The following is a 15,634-nucleotide window of genomic DNA, read 5'->3' as shown; positions in this document are numbered from 1 at the left end:
TCAGGCGCTCCCGCGAATCACGAGCCGATGCGGCAACAGCACGCCCGGCACGTTCGCCAACGGGTTGGCGAGCCGCTGCAGCAACAGACGCGCGGCGGTTTCGCCCAGCTCGCGCATGGGCTGCGCGATGGTGGTGAGCGGCGGATCGATCTGCGCGGCGAGCGAGATATCGTCGAAGCCGACCACCGCGATGTCGTCCGGCACGCGCTTGCCGACGCTGCGCAAGCCGTGGATCACGCCGATCGCGAGCGTGTCGGAGACCGCGAAGATCGCGCTCGGCGCCTGCGGCTGATTCATCAGCGTGGCCGCGGCCGACGCGCCCGCTTCATAGTCGAGGCTGTTCAGGTTCATGCGCCAGCGTTCGTCCGGCGTGATGCCCGCTGCGGTCAACGCGTCCAGATAGCCTTGCTGACGCTGACGTGCGTACAGGTAGTCGACATCGGAATTGATGAAGCCGATGCGGCGGTGGCCGCGCGCGAGCAGATGCCGGACGGCGTCGCCCGCGGCGCGGTAGTTGTCGATGCCCACGTACGGCACGCCTACCGAAGGGTCGAACTCGCAGCACGCGACCCACGGCAAGGCGCTGGAGGCCTCGCCCAGCGCCTGCTGGATGGTGGCCGGATCGAGACAGATCGCGCCGTCCGCGCGACGCCGCCGCAGCAGATCGAAGTAGCTGCGCTCGCGGCCCGGATCGGCGCCGGTGTCGCACAGCAGCATGAAGTAGCCGTGCTGGCGCGCCACGCTGTCGATGCCGCGCACGATCTCTGCGTAAAAGGGGTTGCCTACGTCCGGGACCATGGTCAGCAGCAGGCGGCTTTCGGCGGTGCGCAGGTTGCGCGCGAGTTCGTTGACGCGGTAGCCGCTTGCATCGATGGCGGCCAGCACCTTGTCTCGCGTGGCGGGCCGCACGTTCTCGTGGCCGTTCAGCACGCGCGACACCGTGGCCACCGAGACGCCCGCCTGCTCGGCCACGCCGGCAATCGACATGCCATCGCCCGCGCCGCGCAACGGCTGGACGCCGGGCTGGGGACGCGCCGCGGACACTGCCGCAGGAGCCTTGGTAGACGACGATCTGGACAAGTGAACTCGCCTCGAAAATGTAATCGATTACATTCTTGAGCGATGGACGCGGGAAGCGCAAGGAAAGATCGCTAGGGATTAACACGGAGGCATGCGCGGCCGGGCATCGCCACCTTTCGTCTCGCGATGGCGCCGCGCCCTGCCCGCGAGGGCGCGGATCGTCACCGTCATTTGGTACAATTCCGCAGTTACCCTGACGGGCCTTGCGTGCTGAGTTGTGCCGGCAAGGCCGGCGGTCAGTGGCTGATAGCAAACCCCGCAAAACTCGCCAACCATACAGCCGAACCCACCATGAACATCGAGCAAGCGCGTTTCAACATGATCGAACAGCAGATCCGCCCCTGGGAAGTGCTCGACCAGGACGTGCTGAATCTGCTCTCGATCGTCAAGCGTGAAAACTTCGTCCCCGCCGTGTATCGCGAGTTGGCCTTCGTCGACTTCGAAGTGCCGTTGCCGGCCGGCCAGCACATGCTGGCCCCGCGTGTCGAAGCGCGCGTGCTGCAGGAACTGGCGGTGAAGAAACACGAAAGCGTGCTGGAAATCGGCGCGGGCTCGGGTTACATGGCCGCGTTGCTCGCGCACCGCGCGCAGCACGTGCTGACGGTCGACATCGAACCGGAACTGGCGGAACTGGCGAAGAGCAACCTGATCGCCAACGGCGTGCTGAACGCCGAAGTCACCACCGGCGACGCCGCGCGCGGCTGGGCCGGCGCCGCGCCGTACGACGTGATCTGCGTGTCGGGCGGCCTGCCGGTGCTGCCGCAGGAAATGCTCGACCATCTGAAGATCGGCGGCCGACTGGCGGCGTTCGTCGGCACCGCGCCGGTCATGAAGGCGCAGATCATCACGCGTATCGACGAGAAGCAATACCGCATTGCCGACGTGTTCGAAACGTATGTCGAGCCGCTCATCAACGCCGTGCAGCCGTCGCGTTTCAAGTTCTGATTCACACGATCCGGACGGCCGGCAGGGCCGCCGTCCTCTGAACTGGATGTTCTGCTGATGCAAAATCTGACCGCTCCGGCGCTCGCCGAATGGCTTGCCGACACTTCGCGTCCCGCGCCCGTGCTGCTCGACGTGCGCGAGCCGTGGGAAATCCAGACGGCGTCGATCGCCGGCGCCGTGTTGATTCCGATGCGTGAGATTCCCGCGCGCAGCGAAGAACTCGACGACGACGCGCAGATTGTCTGCGTCTGCCATCACGGTGCGCGCAGCGCCCAGGTCGCGATGTTCCTCGAGTCGCGCGGCCATACCAACGTCTTCAACCTGCAAGGCGGGATCGACGCGTGGTCGCGTCAGGTCGATCCGTCCGTTCCGACTTACTGATCCCCCGGCCGCAATGACGCGTCAGCGGGCGCCGGTCCTCACGGCCGCTCTGGCGCTTCACGTACTCCCCGCACGGGCCGTCGGCTTCTCCCAGTTCTACGACGAAGCGCTCTCCAACGACGTGCAACTGCAAAGCGCGCGCGCCTCGCTCGCCGCCAACAGCGAAGAGCTGCCGCTCGCGCGCCACACTGCTGCCTTAGGTCTCGGCGTTGCTCACCGCGAGCCGTCAGTCGCCCCCTCGGCATAGCGCTAACGTCAAGCTTTCATTCCGCCGTTTCATGCCTTCCCTTCTGAAATTTCATACGGTTTCCTGAGCATCGCACAGGCACCATGCTTCCGACCTTTTTGGGGAGCCGTGTGATGAGATTTTTGAAGATCGCGATGCTAGCCGCAACCTTGTTGCCGCTCGCGTCGCATGCAACCTTGGGCGGAGCGCCGAGCGCGGGCGCTGCCTCGCCCGCCATGGTGCGCGCCACGCCGCAGTCCGCCCCCGCAACGCCCGCGACTCAGCCCGCGAACGCGGCGTCCTACTCCATGCACCAGGCGCTCGACGCCAACGGCGTCACTATTCGCGAATATGTGCTGCCAGGCAACGTCGTGTTCGCCGTCACGTGGGACGGACCGATCCGTCCGGATATGACGACGCTGCTCGGCAGCTATTTCCCCAACTTCGCCAACGCCGGGCAGAACCGCGCGCAAGGCACGGGGCCGCTCATCGACGGCAACGACGACTTCCGCGTCGAGTCGGCTGGTCGCCTGGGACGCTTCAGTGGCATGGCCTGGTTGCCTCGTTTGATGCCCGCTGGCGTGCGTCCGGGTGATTTGCAATAAGACTTGCGTCGAGCTATGAAAAAACAAAACATGAACACGTTGAAGAAGACGCTCTGGGTCGCCGTGGCCATCGCGGGAATCGCCCTTTCCGCGTGCGGTGGCGGCGGAAGCTCGAACGGCAACCAGCGCAGCAACTCCGTCGGCTGGAACGCCACGCCTGCCTGGACCCCGGCGCCGAGCGGTTCGGGTAGTTCGGGAAATTCAACAACCCCGGCTACCGGGGACAACACGGTACCGGTTCGCGTCGATGCGTCGACTGGCAGTCCCAACGGACTCAACAGGCTGCTGGTGTCGATCATGGTTTGCGTGCCGGGTACGGCGGACACGACTCAGTGCGTGACCGTCGACAACATGCTGGTGGACACCGGCTCCACGGGTGTGCGCATTGCAGCCCGCGCGATCCCCACGCTCGCCCCTCTGCTGCTCACGCAGGCCGGCGCGGTGGACGATAAGATCGGCTCGGCGCCGATTGCCGAATGCGCGCCGTTTGCTTCGGGTTACACATGGGGCTCCGTCAAACGCGCCGACATCATTATCGGCAGCAAGACGGCGAGCAATCTTCCGATCCAGGTGATTTCCGATGGCGCGTTCTCCACGCCGGCCGACTGTATCACGCACGGCGGCGGCGACTTGGGCACGAGCTTCGACACGCTTGGAGCCAACGGCATTCTCGGCATCGACAACTTCACGGGCGATTCCCTGGATGCCTTGACCACCGCCGTACCTGGCCTGTACTACTATTGCCCGTCGCAAAACAGTTGCGTCAGCACGCGCATGCTGGCGAGTAAAGAGGTCGCGAATCCCGTCGCCGCATTCGCCACGGACAACAATGGCACGATCATCCGTCTGCCGGCCGTGCCGGCCACGGGTCAGGCAAACGTGACGGGCCAGCTAGTGTTCGGCGTCGGCACACAGTCGAACAATGCGCTGCCGACCACGGCCACCGTCGTTGCGATGGACCAACACGGTATGTTCACGACGCAGTACCAGGGGCATGTGTTCAACCGGAGTGCGATCGACAGCGGCACACCTGCCTACGCGTTCCCGGATACGACGATTCCCGTATCCGGCGTCGGCCTGTACACGCCGACGAGCACGCTGAATCTGACCGCGACGATCGAGTCGACTAACGGGACCGTCCCGCCGCTTCAGATGCCGTTTTCGATCGGCAACGGCACCAACCTGATGGCAAGCGGGTACACCGCGTTCAACAACCTCGGTCAGTCCTTCTCGAATAGCCAGAACAACATGTTCCTGTGGGGACTGCCGTTCTTCTACGGGCGGGATGTCTACACCGTGATTGGCAACGCCAAGGTCGGTACACGCACCGGTCCGTTCGTCGCGTTCTGACGACTGGCCGCACGGCTGCTTGAGGAGACGCTGCGCCACAGCAGCGTCTCCTTAAGCCATTTCCGATTTTCGATTGAGACTTTTCGGACAATCCCAATAACGGCCCGCTGGCACCATGCTCCGACTTGTTTTCTGGAGCAATGTGATGAATTTTTTGAAGATCGCGCTGGCTGTCACGGGTGTGTTGCCGCTCGCGTCCTATGCGGCATTGGGTGGTGCGCCGGGTGCGGGCGAAGCATCGCAGTCGATGCTTCGGTCGGCGGTTTCGCTTAACACGCCCGCGGCGGCCACGCCGTACACGATGCGCGGATCGTATGGCGCTGACGGCGTCACGATTCATGAATACGTCCTGCCCAGCAATGTGGTGTTTGCTGTCACCTGGCAAGGTCCGGTGCGCCCGGACATGAGCGCGCTGCTCGGTAGCTATTTTCCCAATTTCACGAATGCTGCCGCCGAACGCGCGCGCGGCGCCGGACCGATGATCGAACACAACGGCGATTTTCATATCGAGTCGGCCGGCCGTGCTGGACGCTTCTTCGGCAAGGCGTATCTGCCGCGCCTCGTTCCTGCCAGCGTGCGCGTGGAGCAACTGCAATGAAGCGGCGCGTGGATTCATCCAACACACAGAACATGACAACTCTGAATAGAGCGCTTTGCTGTGCGCTGGTGGGTGCGAGCGTGGCGCTGTCCGCTTGTGGCGGCGCTAGCGGCGGTAGCGGCGGTAGCGGCGGTAGCGGCGATGATGGCAGCGCCAATGCGGCGAAGAATAGCGATATGCCAGGGTCGTCGCCGGGCGCGAGTGGTGCGCCTGCCCCGAGCCCAACTCCGACTCCGAAGCCAACACCGACTCCAACACCAACACCAACACCAACTCCGACTCCGACTCCGACACCAACGCCGACTCCGACTCCGACTCCAACGCCGACGCCGACGCCGACTCCGACTCCGACTCCAACGCCGACGCCGACTCCGACTCCGACTCCGACACCAACGCCAACATCAACGCCAACGCCGACTCCAACCCCAACGCCGACTCCAACCCCCACCCCAACACCAACCCCCACCCCAACTCCAACCCCAACACCAACCCCCAGCTCCAACACCGCCCCCATCACCATCGAGCGATGGACGGGCAACTACGCGAACATGCCGTACGTGACCGCGACGATCTGCGTCCCTGGCATTCAGGGCAGCAATCAATGCGCGACGGTCGATCACATGCAACTCGACACCGGCTCGGTCGGCGTGCGCGTGCTCGGCAGCGCGTTGGGTTCCGCGCTCGCCGCCCGCTTGCCGACGCAATCCGGCGCCACCGACGATCCGACCGGCAACGCGTCGATCGCCGAATGCGCCGTGTTCGGCTCGGGCTACACGTGGGGATCCATCAAGCGCGCCGACGTCACGATCGGCGGCAAGACAGCGGGCAACATGCCGCTGCAGGTGATTGCCGGCAGCCAGTACGCGACGCCCTCGGACTGCCAGTCGCGCGGCGTCTATAACCTCGGCTCGGCAGCGGCGCTCGGCGCCAATGGCGTGATCGGCATCGGCCCGGCGCAGCGCGATTACCCCGCGGCGGCACAAACCGTGCTGCCATCGGCTTACTATTACTGCACGTCCGCGACGTCATGCACGAATACACGTGTTCCGCTCGACACGCAGGTCATGAATCCGGTCGCCGATTTCACCTCGGACAACAACGGCACGATCATCCGTCTGCCCGCGCTGCCCGCGGGCGGCCAGGCGAGCGTCACGGGTGAGCTGGTGTTCGGCATCGCCACGCAGAACAACAACGCCATGCCCTCCCAGCCGAACATTCTCGCGCTCGACCAGTACGGCTATTTTTCGACCACGTACAAAGGCAACACGTTTAGCAGCGCGATTGACAGCGGCTCCAACGCGAACATCTTCGCGGACTACACCGTGCCCTATTCCGGTGACTGGTACGCGCCGGCCACCACGCTCAGCCTGTCCGCGATTCTCGCAGGCGTCGACAAGGCCGCCGTGCCGATCACCGTGCCGTTCTCGCTGGCCAACGGTTGGAACCTGATGGCAAATCAGTACGCGGCCTACGACAGCCTCGGCTCGCCGTCTGCCGGCATGTTCATCTGGGGGCTGCCGTTCTTCTTCGGCCGCAACGTGTACACCGCGATCAACAACGTGATGATCGGCAAGCAACCGGGGCCGTTCATCGCCTTCTGATCGAAGGCTTGCCGCGCGAGTACAGCAACAGAAAACCGAAAAATAGAAAACGGCCGGCGCCACACGACGCCGGCCGTTTTGCGCTCCGAACGAAAGCGCCGGTAATCTACTCCACCTCCCTCAACACCTCCGCCACCGTCCCGAAGATCTCCTCGATCTGCGCCTCCTCGACGATCAACGGCGGCGAGAACGCCAGAATATCCCCCGTATAACGCGTCAACACGCCCTTCTCATAGCACCGCACGAAAACGTCATAGGCACGTGCCCCGGGCGCCCCCGACCGCGACGCCAATTCGACCCCACCCACCAAACCAAGATTGCGCACGTCGATCACATGACGCTCGCCGTTCAGCTTGTGAATCGCGTTCTCGAAAACCGGCGCCATCCGCGCGGCCCGCTCGAACAATTGATCGCGCTCATACAGATCGATCGTCGCGCACGCGGCAGCAGCGGCAATCGGGTGCCCCGAGTACGTATAGCCATGAAACAGCTCGATGCCGCCGGGCGCCCCATTCACGATCGAGTCGTGAATCTTCGCGCTCGCGGCCACTGCGCCCATCGGTGCAGCCGCATTGCTGGTGCCCTTGGCCATGGTCAGCATGTCGGGCGTGACGCCGAAGTACTGCGCGGCGAACGGCGCACCCAACCGTCCCCAGCCGGTGATCACTTCGTCAAAGATCAGCAGGATGCCGTGCTTGTCGCAAATCTCCCGCAGCCGCTGCAAATAGCCTTGCGGCGGAATCAACACGCCCGTGGAACCGGCCACCGGCTCGACGATCACCGCGGCAATCGTCGACGCGTCGTGCAGCGTGACGAGCCGCTCGAGTTCGTCGGCGAGATGTGCGCCCCAATTTGGCTGTCCTTTCGAAAACGCCGCTTCCTTGATGTTCAGCGTATGCGGCAGGTGATCGACCGATGGCAGCAGCCCGCCGGAAAACGCCTTGCGGTTCGGCGCGATGCCGCCCACCGAAATGCCGCCGAAGCCCACGCCGTGATAACCGCGCTCGCGTCCGATGAACCGCGTGCGCTGCCCTTCGCCACGCGAGCGGTGATAGGCGAGCGCGATCTTCAGCGCGGTATCGACCGCTTCCGAGCCCGAGTTCACAAGGAAGATGTGCTTCAGATCGCCCGGCGTATGCCGCGCGATTTTTGTGGCGGCCTCGAAGGCCTTGGGATGCCCCATCTGAAAAGTCGGCGCGAAATCCATTTCAGCGGCCTGCGCCTGCACGGCGGCCACGATCTCGTCGCGGCAATGGCCCGCGTTGACGCACCACAGCCCCGCCGTGCCATCGAGGATGCGCCGCCCATCGTGCGACGTGTAGTACATCCCCTTCGCGCTTGCCAGCAACCGTGGCGCGCTCTTGAACTGGCGGTTCGCCGTGAAAGGCATCCAGAACGCGGACATATCGGGTGGCGTGACGCCGGCGCGCTCATTCATGTCGTGTCTCCTCGCGTGAGTCGACTTTCAGTGTAGGCAGGGCGCGGCCCATGCACAAAGGGGCGGCGGCCATGCACCGTCAACGCCCGCTGGCGGATACACGCGCCTCGTTGCGGCGCGGCACGCACCCGAACGAGGCGCGTCGCTCGAACCTGCACCATTCCTGCGCCGTATGACGCATAAGCCGGCCGGCCCGCAGCCGCGCCGCAGCATGCCTGCGCGTGGTTCAAGTCGAATTTACTGCATGGCATGTGCCTTGCAGTACACAAGCGGCAAGCCATGCGGGATAAGCCCTGCTGGCTGAAATCGACGCCCATAAACAGTCACCATCAATGGCAAGGGGAAATACATGAAACGTCGCAGTCTGTTGAAGTTCGGCTCCATGTCGGGCGCGCTGGCGCTGGCAGGTCAGATTCCGTTTGCGCAAGCGCAGTCCAGTGGTCCGATCAAGGTAGGTATCCTGCATTCGCTGTCGGGCACGATGGCGATCTCGGAGACATCGCTCAAGGACACCGCGTTGATGACCATTGCGGACATCAACAAGAACGGCGGCGTGATGGGCCGTCAACTGGAACCGGTGGTGGTCGACCCGGCGTCGAACTGGCCGCTCTTCGCTGAAAAAGCGCGTCAGCTGGTCACGCAGGACAAGTGCGCCGTGGTGTTCGGCTGCTGGACGTCGGTATCGCGCAAATCGGTGTTGCCGGTGTTCGAGGAACTGAACGGCCTGCTGTTCTACCCGGTGCAATACGAAGGCGAGGAAATGTCGCGCAACGTGTTCTACACGGGCGCAGCGCCGAATCAGCAGGCGATTCCGGCGACCGAATACCTGATGAGCGCGGAAGGCGGCGGCGCCAAGCGCTTCTTCCTGTTGGGCACCGACTATGTGTACCCCCGCACGACCAACAAGATCCTGCGAGCGTTCCTCAAGTCGAAGGGCGTGCAGGAAGCCGATATCCAGGAGGTCTACACGCCGTTCGGCCACAGCGACTATCAGACCATCGTCGCGAACATCAAGACCTTCTCGCAAGGCGGCAAGACCGCGGTGATCTCGACGGTGAACGGCGACTCGAATGTGCCGTTCTACAAGGAACTGGGCAACCAGGGATTGAAGGCCTCGGACGTGCCGGTGGTTGCGTTCTCGGTCGGCGAGGAAGAACTGCGCGGCATCGATACAAAGCCGCTGGTCGGCAACCTGGCTGCATGGAACTACTTCATGTCGCTGCGCAACCCGACGAACGAGAAGTTCAAGAAACAATGGGCGGCATGGGTCGCGCAGAACAACCTGCCGGGCGGCACCAAACGCGTGACCAACGACCCGATGGAAGCGACCTTCGTCGGCATCCATATGTGGAAGCAGGCGGTCGAGAAGGCCAAGAGCACGGAAGTGGACAAGGTGCGCGTGGCGATGGTCGGCCAGACCTTCGCGGCGCCGTCGGGCTTCACGCTGGAAATGGACGGCAATCACCACCTGCACAAGCCGGTGATGATCGGCGAAGTGCGTGCCGACGGTCAGTTCAACGTGGTGTGGCGGACCAAGACCGCGGTTCGCGCGCAGCCGTGGAGCCCGTTCATCGCCGGCAATTCGAGCAAGCCGGACGTGGTCAGCTCGATCCCGGCGTTCCTGAAGCGCTCGCGCGTCGCCTGACAGGAAGGCGTGCCGCGACCGCGAAGCTAGCCGCCGTGACACACCGATTGCCATCCCGCGGCGGGCGTGCCCACCGCGCCCGCGTTCGTGCCGTGATCCGGCGTCCCGGCGGCACATCCTTCGCGCGCAGCAACTCGACGGCGCGGCAATGGCGCTTGCCCACATGCCGCGCCGCCCCGCCGGATTTTCTTCAAAGGCCACCATGGCGTTTTCATTCCTGACATCCGCACGACAACGCGCACGAACTCATGCACGACGACTCGCGCGGCGCGGCATCGCTAGCGTGGCGCTCGTGCTGCTCGCCGGCGCACCGCTGGCCGCCTTCGCGCTGACGCAAGCCGATGTCGCGCCGCTCGCCGGCGACGACTTCGACGCGAAATCCGCGGCCATCGACAAACTGATCGCCAATCACGACAAAGAATCGATGGCGGTACTCAAAGCGCTCTCCGAAGACAGCGCGCTCGCCACCGACGCGGGCGCCGTGCTACTTCAAGACGGCGACACCGCGAAAGACGCGGTCACCGGCAAGGCCGTCGCCGCCGGCGATGCGCAGCCGGTCACGCTGAACAATCTGCTGCGCTCGAAAGTCGCCGGCGCGTTGTCCGGCCTGCAACTCGATTCACCGGACAAGGCGGCGCGTGACGCCGCGATCACCTCGTTGCTGCAGAATCCGGATCCGTCGATCAAACCGCTCGTCGATGCGGCTCGCGCGAAGGAAACCGACCCCGCATTGAAGAAGCGCCTCGACACGCTGTGGGCGATGACGGCCCTGCACGACGCCGATCCAGCCAGGCGCCTCGAAGCCGTGCAACTGGTCGCCGCGCGGCATGACCTCGACATGAACGAACTGCTGCGGCCGCTCGTCGCGAAGAAACCGGACGGCACCTTTGTGGAACCCGACGACCACGTGCGCGCCGCCGCGCAAAGCGGCATCGACGAACTCGATGCAATCCAGCGCCGCAGCCAGATCGCCGGCACGCTGTTCGCGGGCCTGTCGCTCGGCAGCGTGCTGCTGCTCGCCGCGCTGGGTCTCGCCATCACGTACGGGCTGATCGGCGTCATCAACATGGCACATGGCGAATTCCTGATGATCGGCGCGTACGCGACCTATGTCGTGCAGAACCTGTTTCAGCGTTTCGCGCCCGGCGCATTCGACTGGTATCCGCTGCTCGCCATTCCGGCCTCGTTCGTCGCCGCGGGACTGGTGGGCATCGTGCTCGAACGGCTGGTGCTGAAGCATTTGTATGGCAGGCCGCTCGAAACGCTGCTGACCACCTTCGGCGTCAGCCTGATCCTGATTCAGGCGACGCGCATGCTGTTCGGCGCGCAGAACGTGCAGGTGGTCAACCCGGCGTGGATGAGCGGCGGCGTGACCGTCTTGCCCAATCTGATCCTGCCGTACAACCGGCTGGCGATTCTCGCGTTCTCGCTAATCGTGGTCGGCATCGCGTGGGCCGTGCTCACGAAGACGCGTCTCGGTCTCTTCGTGCGCGCCGTCACACAGAACCGGCGCATGGCGGCCTGCGTCGGCGTGAAGACCGCGCGGGTCGATTCGTATGCGTTCGCGTTCGGCGCGGGCATCGCCGGTCTGGGCGGCTGTGCGCTCTCGCAGATCGGCAATGTCGGACCGGACCTCGGCCAGAGCTACATCATCGATTCGTTCATGGCCGTGGTGCTCGGCGGTGTCGGTCAACTGGCCGGCACGGTGATCGGCGGCTTCGGCCTCGGGCTCATCAGCAAGGCGATCGAACCGTTCTGGGGCGCGGTGCTCGCGAAGATCGCGGTGCTGGTGCTGATCGTGTTGTTCATCCAGAAGCGTCCGCAGGGCATGTTCGCCCTCAAGGGCCGTAGCGCGGAGGCATGAGATGACATCGGCAACTTCATCGGCTCACGTCGGCGCAACGAGCGGTGGCGCTAGCGCCGGACGCGAGCCGCAATCCGGCTTCGCACTCGGTCTGCCGCCGCGTCCCGCGCTATTGTCGCGGCGCGCGTGGCTCGCGCTGATCGCGTTGATCATCGTCTTCGGACTGGGCGTGCCGTTCGCCACGCTGGTCGTGCCAGAAACCAGCGCGCTGCATCTGTCCGCCTACGCGATGACGATCACCGGCAAGTTCATGTGCTACGCGATCGCGGCGCTCGCGCTCGATCTCGTGTGGGGCTACTGCGGCATTCTGAGCCTCGGCCACGCGCTGTTCTTCGCGCTCGGCGGCTACGCGATCGGCATGTACCTGATGCGCGCGATCGGCCACGAAGGCAAATATGGCAGCGACCTGCCCGACTTCATGGTGTTTCTGGACTGGCATCAACTGCCGTGGTACTGGCAAGGCACGCAGCATCTCGGCTACGCGCTGCTGCTGGTGGTGCTGGTGCCGGCGGTGGTGGCGTGGGTGTTCGGCTTCTTCACGTTCCGCTCGCGGGTGAAGGGCGTGTATCTGTCGATCATCACGCAGGCCATGACCTTCGCCGCGATGCTGCTGTTCTATCGCAACGAAACGGGCTTCGGCGGCAATAACGGCTTCACCGACTTCAAGCGCATCGGTGGCTTTCCGATCACGCATCCGGGCACGCGCACTGCCCTGCTGCTGATTACGTTTGCTGTGCTGATTCTCGCCTTCATCGGCGCACGGGCGATCGTCACCTCGAAGCTCGGCCGCGTGGTGACCGCGGTGCGCGACGGCGAAACGCGTTTGATGTTCCTCGGCTACAGCCCGCTCGCGTACAAGCTGTTCGTGTGGACGGTTTCCGCCGTGTTGTGCGGCATCGCCGGCGCGCTGTATGTGCCGCAGGTCGGCATCATCAATCCGGGCGAGATGTCGCCGGGCAACTCGATCGAAATGGCAATCTGGGTCGCCGTGGGCGGACGGGGCACGCTGATTGGCCCGATCATCGGCGCCTTCGCGGTGAACGGCGCTAAGAGCTTCTTCACGGCGAACTTCCCTGAGTACTGGCTGTTCTTTCTCGGTCTGATCTTCGTGCTGGTTCCACTGCTTCTGCCGAACGGCATCATGGGGCTGATCGAACTCGTGACGCGCAAGAGGAACCGCTCATGAACGAAAACCCGATGGTTCCTGATCTGGCTTTACCGGAAGAACCCGCTGAAACTTCTTTGAGCGGCGTCGCGAGCATGGGGCACGCGGTCGTGCCCGGCGAGATCGACGTGTCGCACGGCACGATTCTGTACCTCGAAGACGTGACGGTGAGCTTCGACGGCTTTCGCGCGTTGAATGCGCTGACGCTGTCGATCGACGCCGGCGAATTGCGTTGCATCATCGGTCCGAACGGCGCCGGCAAGACGACGATGATGGACGTCATCACCGGCAAGACGGAGCCGGATTCCGGCAAGGCGTATCTCGGCCAGTCGATGGATCTGACGCGCATGAACGAGCCGTCGATCGCGCGTGCGGGCATCGGCCGCAAGTTTCAGAAGCCGACGGTGTTCGAGCAGCATCCCGTGTGGGAAAACCTCGAACTCGCGATGAAGGCCGACAAGGGCTGGTGGGCTTCATTGCGCGCGCGTCTGGATCGCGAGGCGCAAGCGCGCATTGAAGAGACGCTGGCGTTGATCGGCCTGGAGAGCGAAGCGCGGCGCCTTGCCGGCGAACTGTCGCACGGCCAGAAGCAACGGCTCGAAATCGGCATGTTGCTGATGCAGCAGCCGGCGTTGCTGCTGCTCGACGAACCAGCCGCCGGCATGACCGACGACGAAACCATGCAGCTCGCCGAGTTGCTCAATCATCTGCGCGGCACCTGTTCGATGATGGTCGTCGAGCACGATATGGAGTTCGTGGCGGCGCTCTCAGGCGCAACCGGCAAGGTTACGGTGATGGCCGAAGGACGCGTGCTCGCTCACGGCACGCTCGACGAAGTGAAACGCGACGAAACGGTCATCGAGTCTTATCTGGGCCGGTGAAACGGGTTGATGAAACGGGTCGGTGTAACAAAAGGTCGAACGGACATGCTAGAAATAGAAAACCTGAACCAGTACTACGGCGGCAGCCACATTCTGCGCGATGTGAAGCTCACCGTGCCCGACGGCAAACTCACTGTTCTGCTCGGCCGCAACGGCGTGGGCAAGACTACGCTGCTGCGCTGTTTGATGGGTGTCGTGCAAACGAAGAGCGGATCGATCGCCTGGCGCGGTGCGCCGATCACCAAACTGCCGACTTACTCGCGTGTGGAAAAAGGCCTCGCTTATGTGCCACAGGGGCGCGATATCTTTCCGCGCTTGACCGTCGAAGAAAATCTGCTGGTGGGTGCCGCCAGCAAGAAGGCGCCCAAGAAGATCCCGGATCGTATCTATGAGCTGTTCCCGGTGCTGAAGGATATGCGCAGCCGCCGCGGCGGGGATCTGTCCGGCGGTCAACAGCAGCAGCTTGCCATTGGCCGGGCGTTGATGAGCGATCCGCAATTGCTGATTCTCGATGAACCCACGGAAGGCATTCAGCCGTCGATCATTCAGGATATCGGCCGCACGCTGCGTCAACTGGTCGAGGAAATGGGCATGACGGTGCTGCTCGTCGAACAGTATTACGACTTCGCCAAGGACATCGCCGATCGGTATTGGGTGATGAGCCGCGGCGAGATCATCGCGGGCGGTGAAGGCGCGAATATGGATACGGATGGTGTGCGGACGTTGATCGCCGTGTGAGCGGCACGCACGAGCTGGCGTGCTATTCTCGCCGCATCCTGTGGCAACGCGGTTGAGCGTTGCCTGACGTGCGCAGGCACGATTTGCTTTTCTCCGTCTGGTCGCATTCCAATCGCATGTCGCTTCACGAAAATCACGTTACGCTCGCTGCCGCGCAAGCCGGTGCGCATTCGCAATGGCGCGCGCGTCTTGAACTTGGGTTCGTCAAAGATGGCGAGCGGACTGCGCTCACGCATCGCTTGCATGATGGGCCGTTGCGGGTTCAAAGGCCGCTTTATCCGGAAGGACATGGCATCTGTCATGCGGTGATCGTGCATCCGCCGGGTGGGATCGCGGGTGGTGATCAGCTTGCTATTGATGTTTCTGTCGGAGACGGTGCGCATGCCGTCATTACCACGCCGGGGGCGACCAAGTGGTACAAGTCCAACGGACGTGAAGCGCAGCAGCAGATTGCCGTGCGCGTCGGCGAGCGGGCTAAGCTCGATTGGCTGCCGCAGAATAATATCGTTTTCGATCGTGCGAATGCGAAGCTGGATTTTTCGTTGACGCTTGGGGAAGGCGCGACTGCGATTGGGTGGGATGCCACTCAGCTTGGGCGGCAGGCGGCGGGGGAACGGTGGTCCGAGGGTAGCCTGGGGGCGGTGTCGCGGATCGTTGGGGCTGATGGGGAGTTGCTGTGGTTTGAGCGCGCCAGTCTCTCGGCGCTTGATTCGCTGCGTGATGCTGCTCAGGGGTTAGCTGGGTTTCCTGCTTATGGGACGCTTTGGGCTGTTGGGGATGCTTGTGATGATGCGCTTGCTGAAGCTGTGACTGCTCAGTTGCCGTTTGATGATTCTGTTCGGGTTGCGGCTTCTTGTGTTACTTCACGGGTGTTGGTCGTGCGCGGTGTTTCTCGATCGATGGAGATGCTGCGGCGGGCGCTTATCAAGTGCTGGATTCAGTTGCGGCCAGTTGTGCATGGGGTTGAGGCTATGCCTTTGCGAATTTGGAGTACTTGAAGTTTGCTCTTCGGCAGTTATCTCGGCGCGTTGGCCTTTCCTTGAAGTCATGGTGGTCTATTGGCGTTGCCCCTGTGCGGGGCGGCACCTACTTTTCTTTGCCGGCTGCAAAGCAAAGT

At 63.6% G+C, this 15,634-nt stretch carries 15 protein-coding genes; 12 read left to right on the top strand and 3 right to left on the bottom strand.

The window, feature by feature from the left end; genetic code table 11:
* Positions 1 to 1,080 (bottom strand): LacI family DNA-binding transcriptional regulator, encoded by a 1,080-nt coding sequence (locus tag HF916_RS31935; RefSeq protein ID WP_168792855.1) that lies wholly within the window; start codon positions 1,078 to 1,080, stop codon positions 1 to 3.
* Positions 1,081 to 1,371: 291 nt separating this feature from the next.
* Here HF916_RS31935 and HF916_RS31930 point away from each other — a divergent pair, with 291 nt between their 5' ends.
* The 5 genes from HF916_RS31930 to HF916_RS31910 all read left to right on the top strand — a co-directional run bounded on the left by HF916_RS31930 (position 1,372) and on the right by HF916_RS31910 (position 5,185).
* Entirely contained in the window at positions 1,372 to 2,025 is a 654-nt protein-coding gene (locus HF916_RS31930; RefSeq protein WP_168792854.1) for a protein-L-isoaspartate O-methyltransferase family protein, read from the top strand.
* A gap of 57 nt (positions 2,026 to 2,082) precedes the next feature.
* Complete coding sequence (locus tag HF916_RS31925; RefSeq protein WP_064269005.1) at positions 2,083 to 2,406, top strand: rhodanese-like domain-containing protein; 324 nt, start codon at positions 2,083 to 2,085, stop codon at positions 2,404 to 2,406.
* A gap of 360 nt (positions 2,407 to 2,766) precedes the next feature.
* Entirely contained in the window at positions 2,767 to 3,237 is a 471-nt protein-coding gene (locus HF916_RS31920; RefSeq protein WP_168792853.1) for a DUF2844 domain-containing protein, read from the top strand.
* A gap of 15 nt (positions 3,238 to 3,252) precedes the next feature.
* Entirely contained in the window at positions 3,253 to 4,587 is a 1,335-nt protein-coding gene (locus HF916_RS31915; protein WP_168792852.1) for a DUF3443 domain-containing protein, read from the top strand.
* A 145-nt stretch (positions 4,588 to 4,732) separates the two neighbouring features.
* Positions 4,733 to 5,185 (top strand): DUF2844 domain-containing protein, encoded by a 453-nt coding sequence (locus tag HF916_RS31910; protein ID WP_168792851.1) that lies wholly within the window; start codon positions 4,733 to 4,735, stop codon positions 5,183 to 5,185.
* A 105-nt stretch (positions 5,186 to 5,290) separates the two neighbouring features.
* Here the strand turns inward: HF916_RS31910 and HF916_RS51105 are convergent, their stop codons facing one another.
* Positions 5,291 to 5,674, bottom strand: a complete 384-nt coding sequence (locus tag HF916_RS51105) for a hypothetical protein (protein ID WP_240975779.1) — start codon at positions 5,672 to 5,674, stop codon at positions 5,291 to 5,293.
* 59 nt (positions 5,675 to 5,733) lie between these two features.
* Here HF916_RS51105 and HF916_RS31905 point away from each other — a divergent pair, with 59 nt between their 5' ends.
* Positions 5,734 to 6,786, top strand: coding sequence for a DUF3443 family protein (locus HF916_RS31905; protein WP_240975777.1), 1,053 nt, complete (start codon positions 5,734 to 5,736; stop codon positions 6,784 to 6,786).
* A 106-nt stretch (positions 6,787 to 6,892) separates the two neighbouring features.
* On the opposite strand, the gene HF916_RS31900 is transcribed toward HF916_RS31905, so the two are convergent.
* Positions 6,893 to 8,224: an aspartate aminotransferase family protein gene (locus HF916_RS31900; protein ID WP_168792849.1), complete on the bottom strand. Its 1,332-nt coding sequence runs from the start codon at positions 8,222 to 8,224 to the stop codon at positions 6,893 to 6,895.
* Positions 8,225 to 8,573: 349 nt separating this feature from the next.
* On the opposite strand from HF916_RS31900, the gene urtA reads away from it, so the two are divergent.
* The 6 genes from urtA to HF916_RS31870 all read left to right on the top strand — a co-directional run bounded on the left by urtA (position 8,574) and on the right by HF916_RS31870 (position 15,515).
* Positions 8,574 to 9,869 (top strand): urea ABC transporter substrate-binding protein, encoded by a 1,296-nt coding sequence (gene urtA / locus HF916_RS31895; RefSeq protein WP_168792848.1) that lies wholly within the window; start codon positions 8,574 to 8,576, stop codon positions 9,867 to 9,869.
* Positions 9,870 to 10,071: 202 nt separating this feature from the next.
* Positions 10,072 to 11,733 carry an urea ABC transporter permease subunit UrtB gene (urtB, locus tag HF916_RS31890; protein WP_168795723.1) on the top strand — a complete coding sequence of 554 codons (1,662 nt, stop codon included), beginning with the start codon at positions 10,072 to 10,074 and terminating at the stop codon, positions 11,731 to 11,733.
* Position 11,734: 1 nt separating this feature from the next.
* Positions 11,735 to 12,919, top strand: a complete 1,185-nt coding sequence (urtC, locus tag HF916_RS31885; protein ID WP_168792847.1) for an urea ABC transporter permease subunit UrtC — start codon at positions 11,735 to 11,737, stop codon at positions 12,917 to 12,919.
* Positions 12,916 to 13,779, top strand: coding sequence for an urea ABC transporter ATP-binding protein UrtD (gene urtD / locus HF916_RS31880; protein WP_168792846.1), 864 nt, complete (start codon positions 12,916 to 12,918; stop codon positions 13,777 to 13,779). The genes urtC and urtD overlap by 4 nt, the downstream gene beginning before the upstream one ends.
* A gap of 45 nt (positions 13,780 to 13,824) precedes the next feature.
* Positions 13,825 to 14,517: an urea ABC transporter ATP-binding subunit UrtE gene (gene urtE / locus HF916_RS31875; protein ID WP_168792845.1), complete on the top strand. Its 693-nt coding sequence runs from the start codon at positions 13,825 to 13,827 to the stop codon at positions 14,515 to 14,517.
* A gap of 116 nt (positions 14,518 to 14,633) precedes the next feature.
* The gene (locus HF916_RS31870) at positions 14,634 to 15,515 is read left to right on the top strand and encodes an urease accessory protein UreD (protein ID WP_168792844.1); all 882 of its coding nucleotides are present in this window, start codon (positions 14,634 to 14,636) and stop codon (positions 15,513 to 15,515) included.
* The last annotated feature ends 119 nt before the right edge of the window (positions 15,516 to 15,634 follow it).

The organism is Paraburkholderia aromaticivorans (genome assembly GCF_012689525.1).
Classification (GTDB): domain Bacteria; phylum Pseudomonadota; class Gammaproteobacteria; order Burkholderiales; family Burkholderiaceae; genus Paraburkholderia; species Paraburkholderia aromaticivorans_A.
Note: the sequence above shows the minus strand (reverse complement) of the source record. Positions and strands in the feature narration are given on the sequence as shown.

What these genes read in the sequence shown, in the direction of transcription:
- urtD (WP_168792846.1), top strand. Translation starts at nt 12,916, where the DNA reads ATGAACGAAAACCCGATGGTTCCTGATCTGGCTTTACCGGAAGAACCC.
- HF916_RS31905 (WP_240975777.1), top strand. Translation starts at nt 5,734, where the DNA reads ATGCCGTACGTGACCGCGACGATCTGCGTCCCTGGCATTCAGGGCAGC.
- HF916_RS31930 (WP_168792854.1), top strand. Translation starts at nt 1,372, where the DNA reads ATGAACATCGAGCAAGCGCGTTTCAACATGATCGAACAGCAGATCCGC.
- urtE (WP_168792845.1), top strand. Translation starts at nt 13,825, where the DNA reads ATGCTAGAAATAGAAAACCTGAACCAGTACTACGGCGGCAGCCACATT.
- HF916_RS31870 (WP_168792844.1), top strand. Translation starts at nt 14,634, where the DNA reads ATGTCGCTTCACGAAAATCACGTTACGCTCGCTGCCGCGCAAGCCGGT.
- urtB (WP_168795723.1), top strand. Translation starts at nt 10,072, where the DNA reads ATGGCGTTTTCATTCCTGACATCCGCACGACAACGCGCACGAACTCAT.
- HF916_RS31910 (WP_168792851.1), top strand. Translation starts at nt 4,733, where the DNA reads ATGAATTTTTTGAAGATCGCGCTGGCTGTCACGGGTGTGTTGCCGCTC.
- HF916_RS31915 (WP_168792852.1), top strand. Translation starts at nt 3,253, where the DNA reads ATGAAAAAACAAAACATGAACACGTTGAAGAAGACGCTCTGGGTCGCC.
- urtA (WP_168792848.1), top strand. Translation starts at nt 8,574, where the DNA reads ATGAAACGTCGCAGTCTGTTGAAGTTCGGCTCCATGTCGGGCGCGCTG.
- urtC (WP_168792847.1), top strand. Translation starts at nt 11,735, where the DNA reads ATGACATCGGCAACTTCATCGGCTCACGTCGGCGCAACGAGCGGTGGC.
- HF916_RS31920 (WP_168792853.1), top strand. Translation starts at nt 2,767, where the DNA reads ATGAGATTTTTGAAGATCGCGATGCTAGCCGCAACCTTGTTGCCGCTC.
- HF916_RS31925 (WP_064269005.1), top strand. Translation starts at nt 2,083, where the DNA reads ATGCAAAATCTGACCGCTCCGGCGCTCGCCGAATGGCTTGCCGACACT.
- HF916_RS31900 (WP_168792849.1), bottom strand. Translation starts at nt 8,224, where the DNA reads ATGAATGAGCGCGCCGGCGTCACGCCACCCGATATGTCCGCGTTCTGG.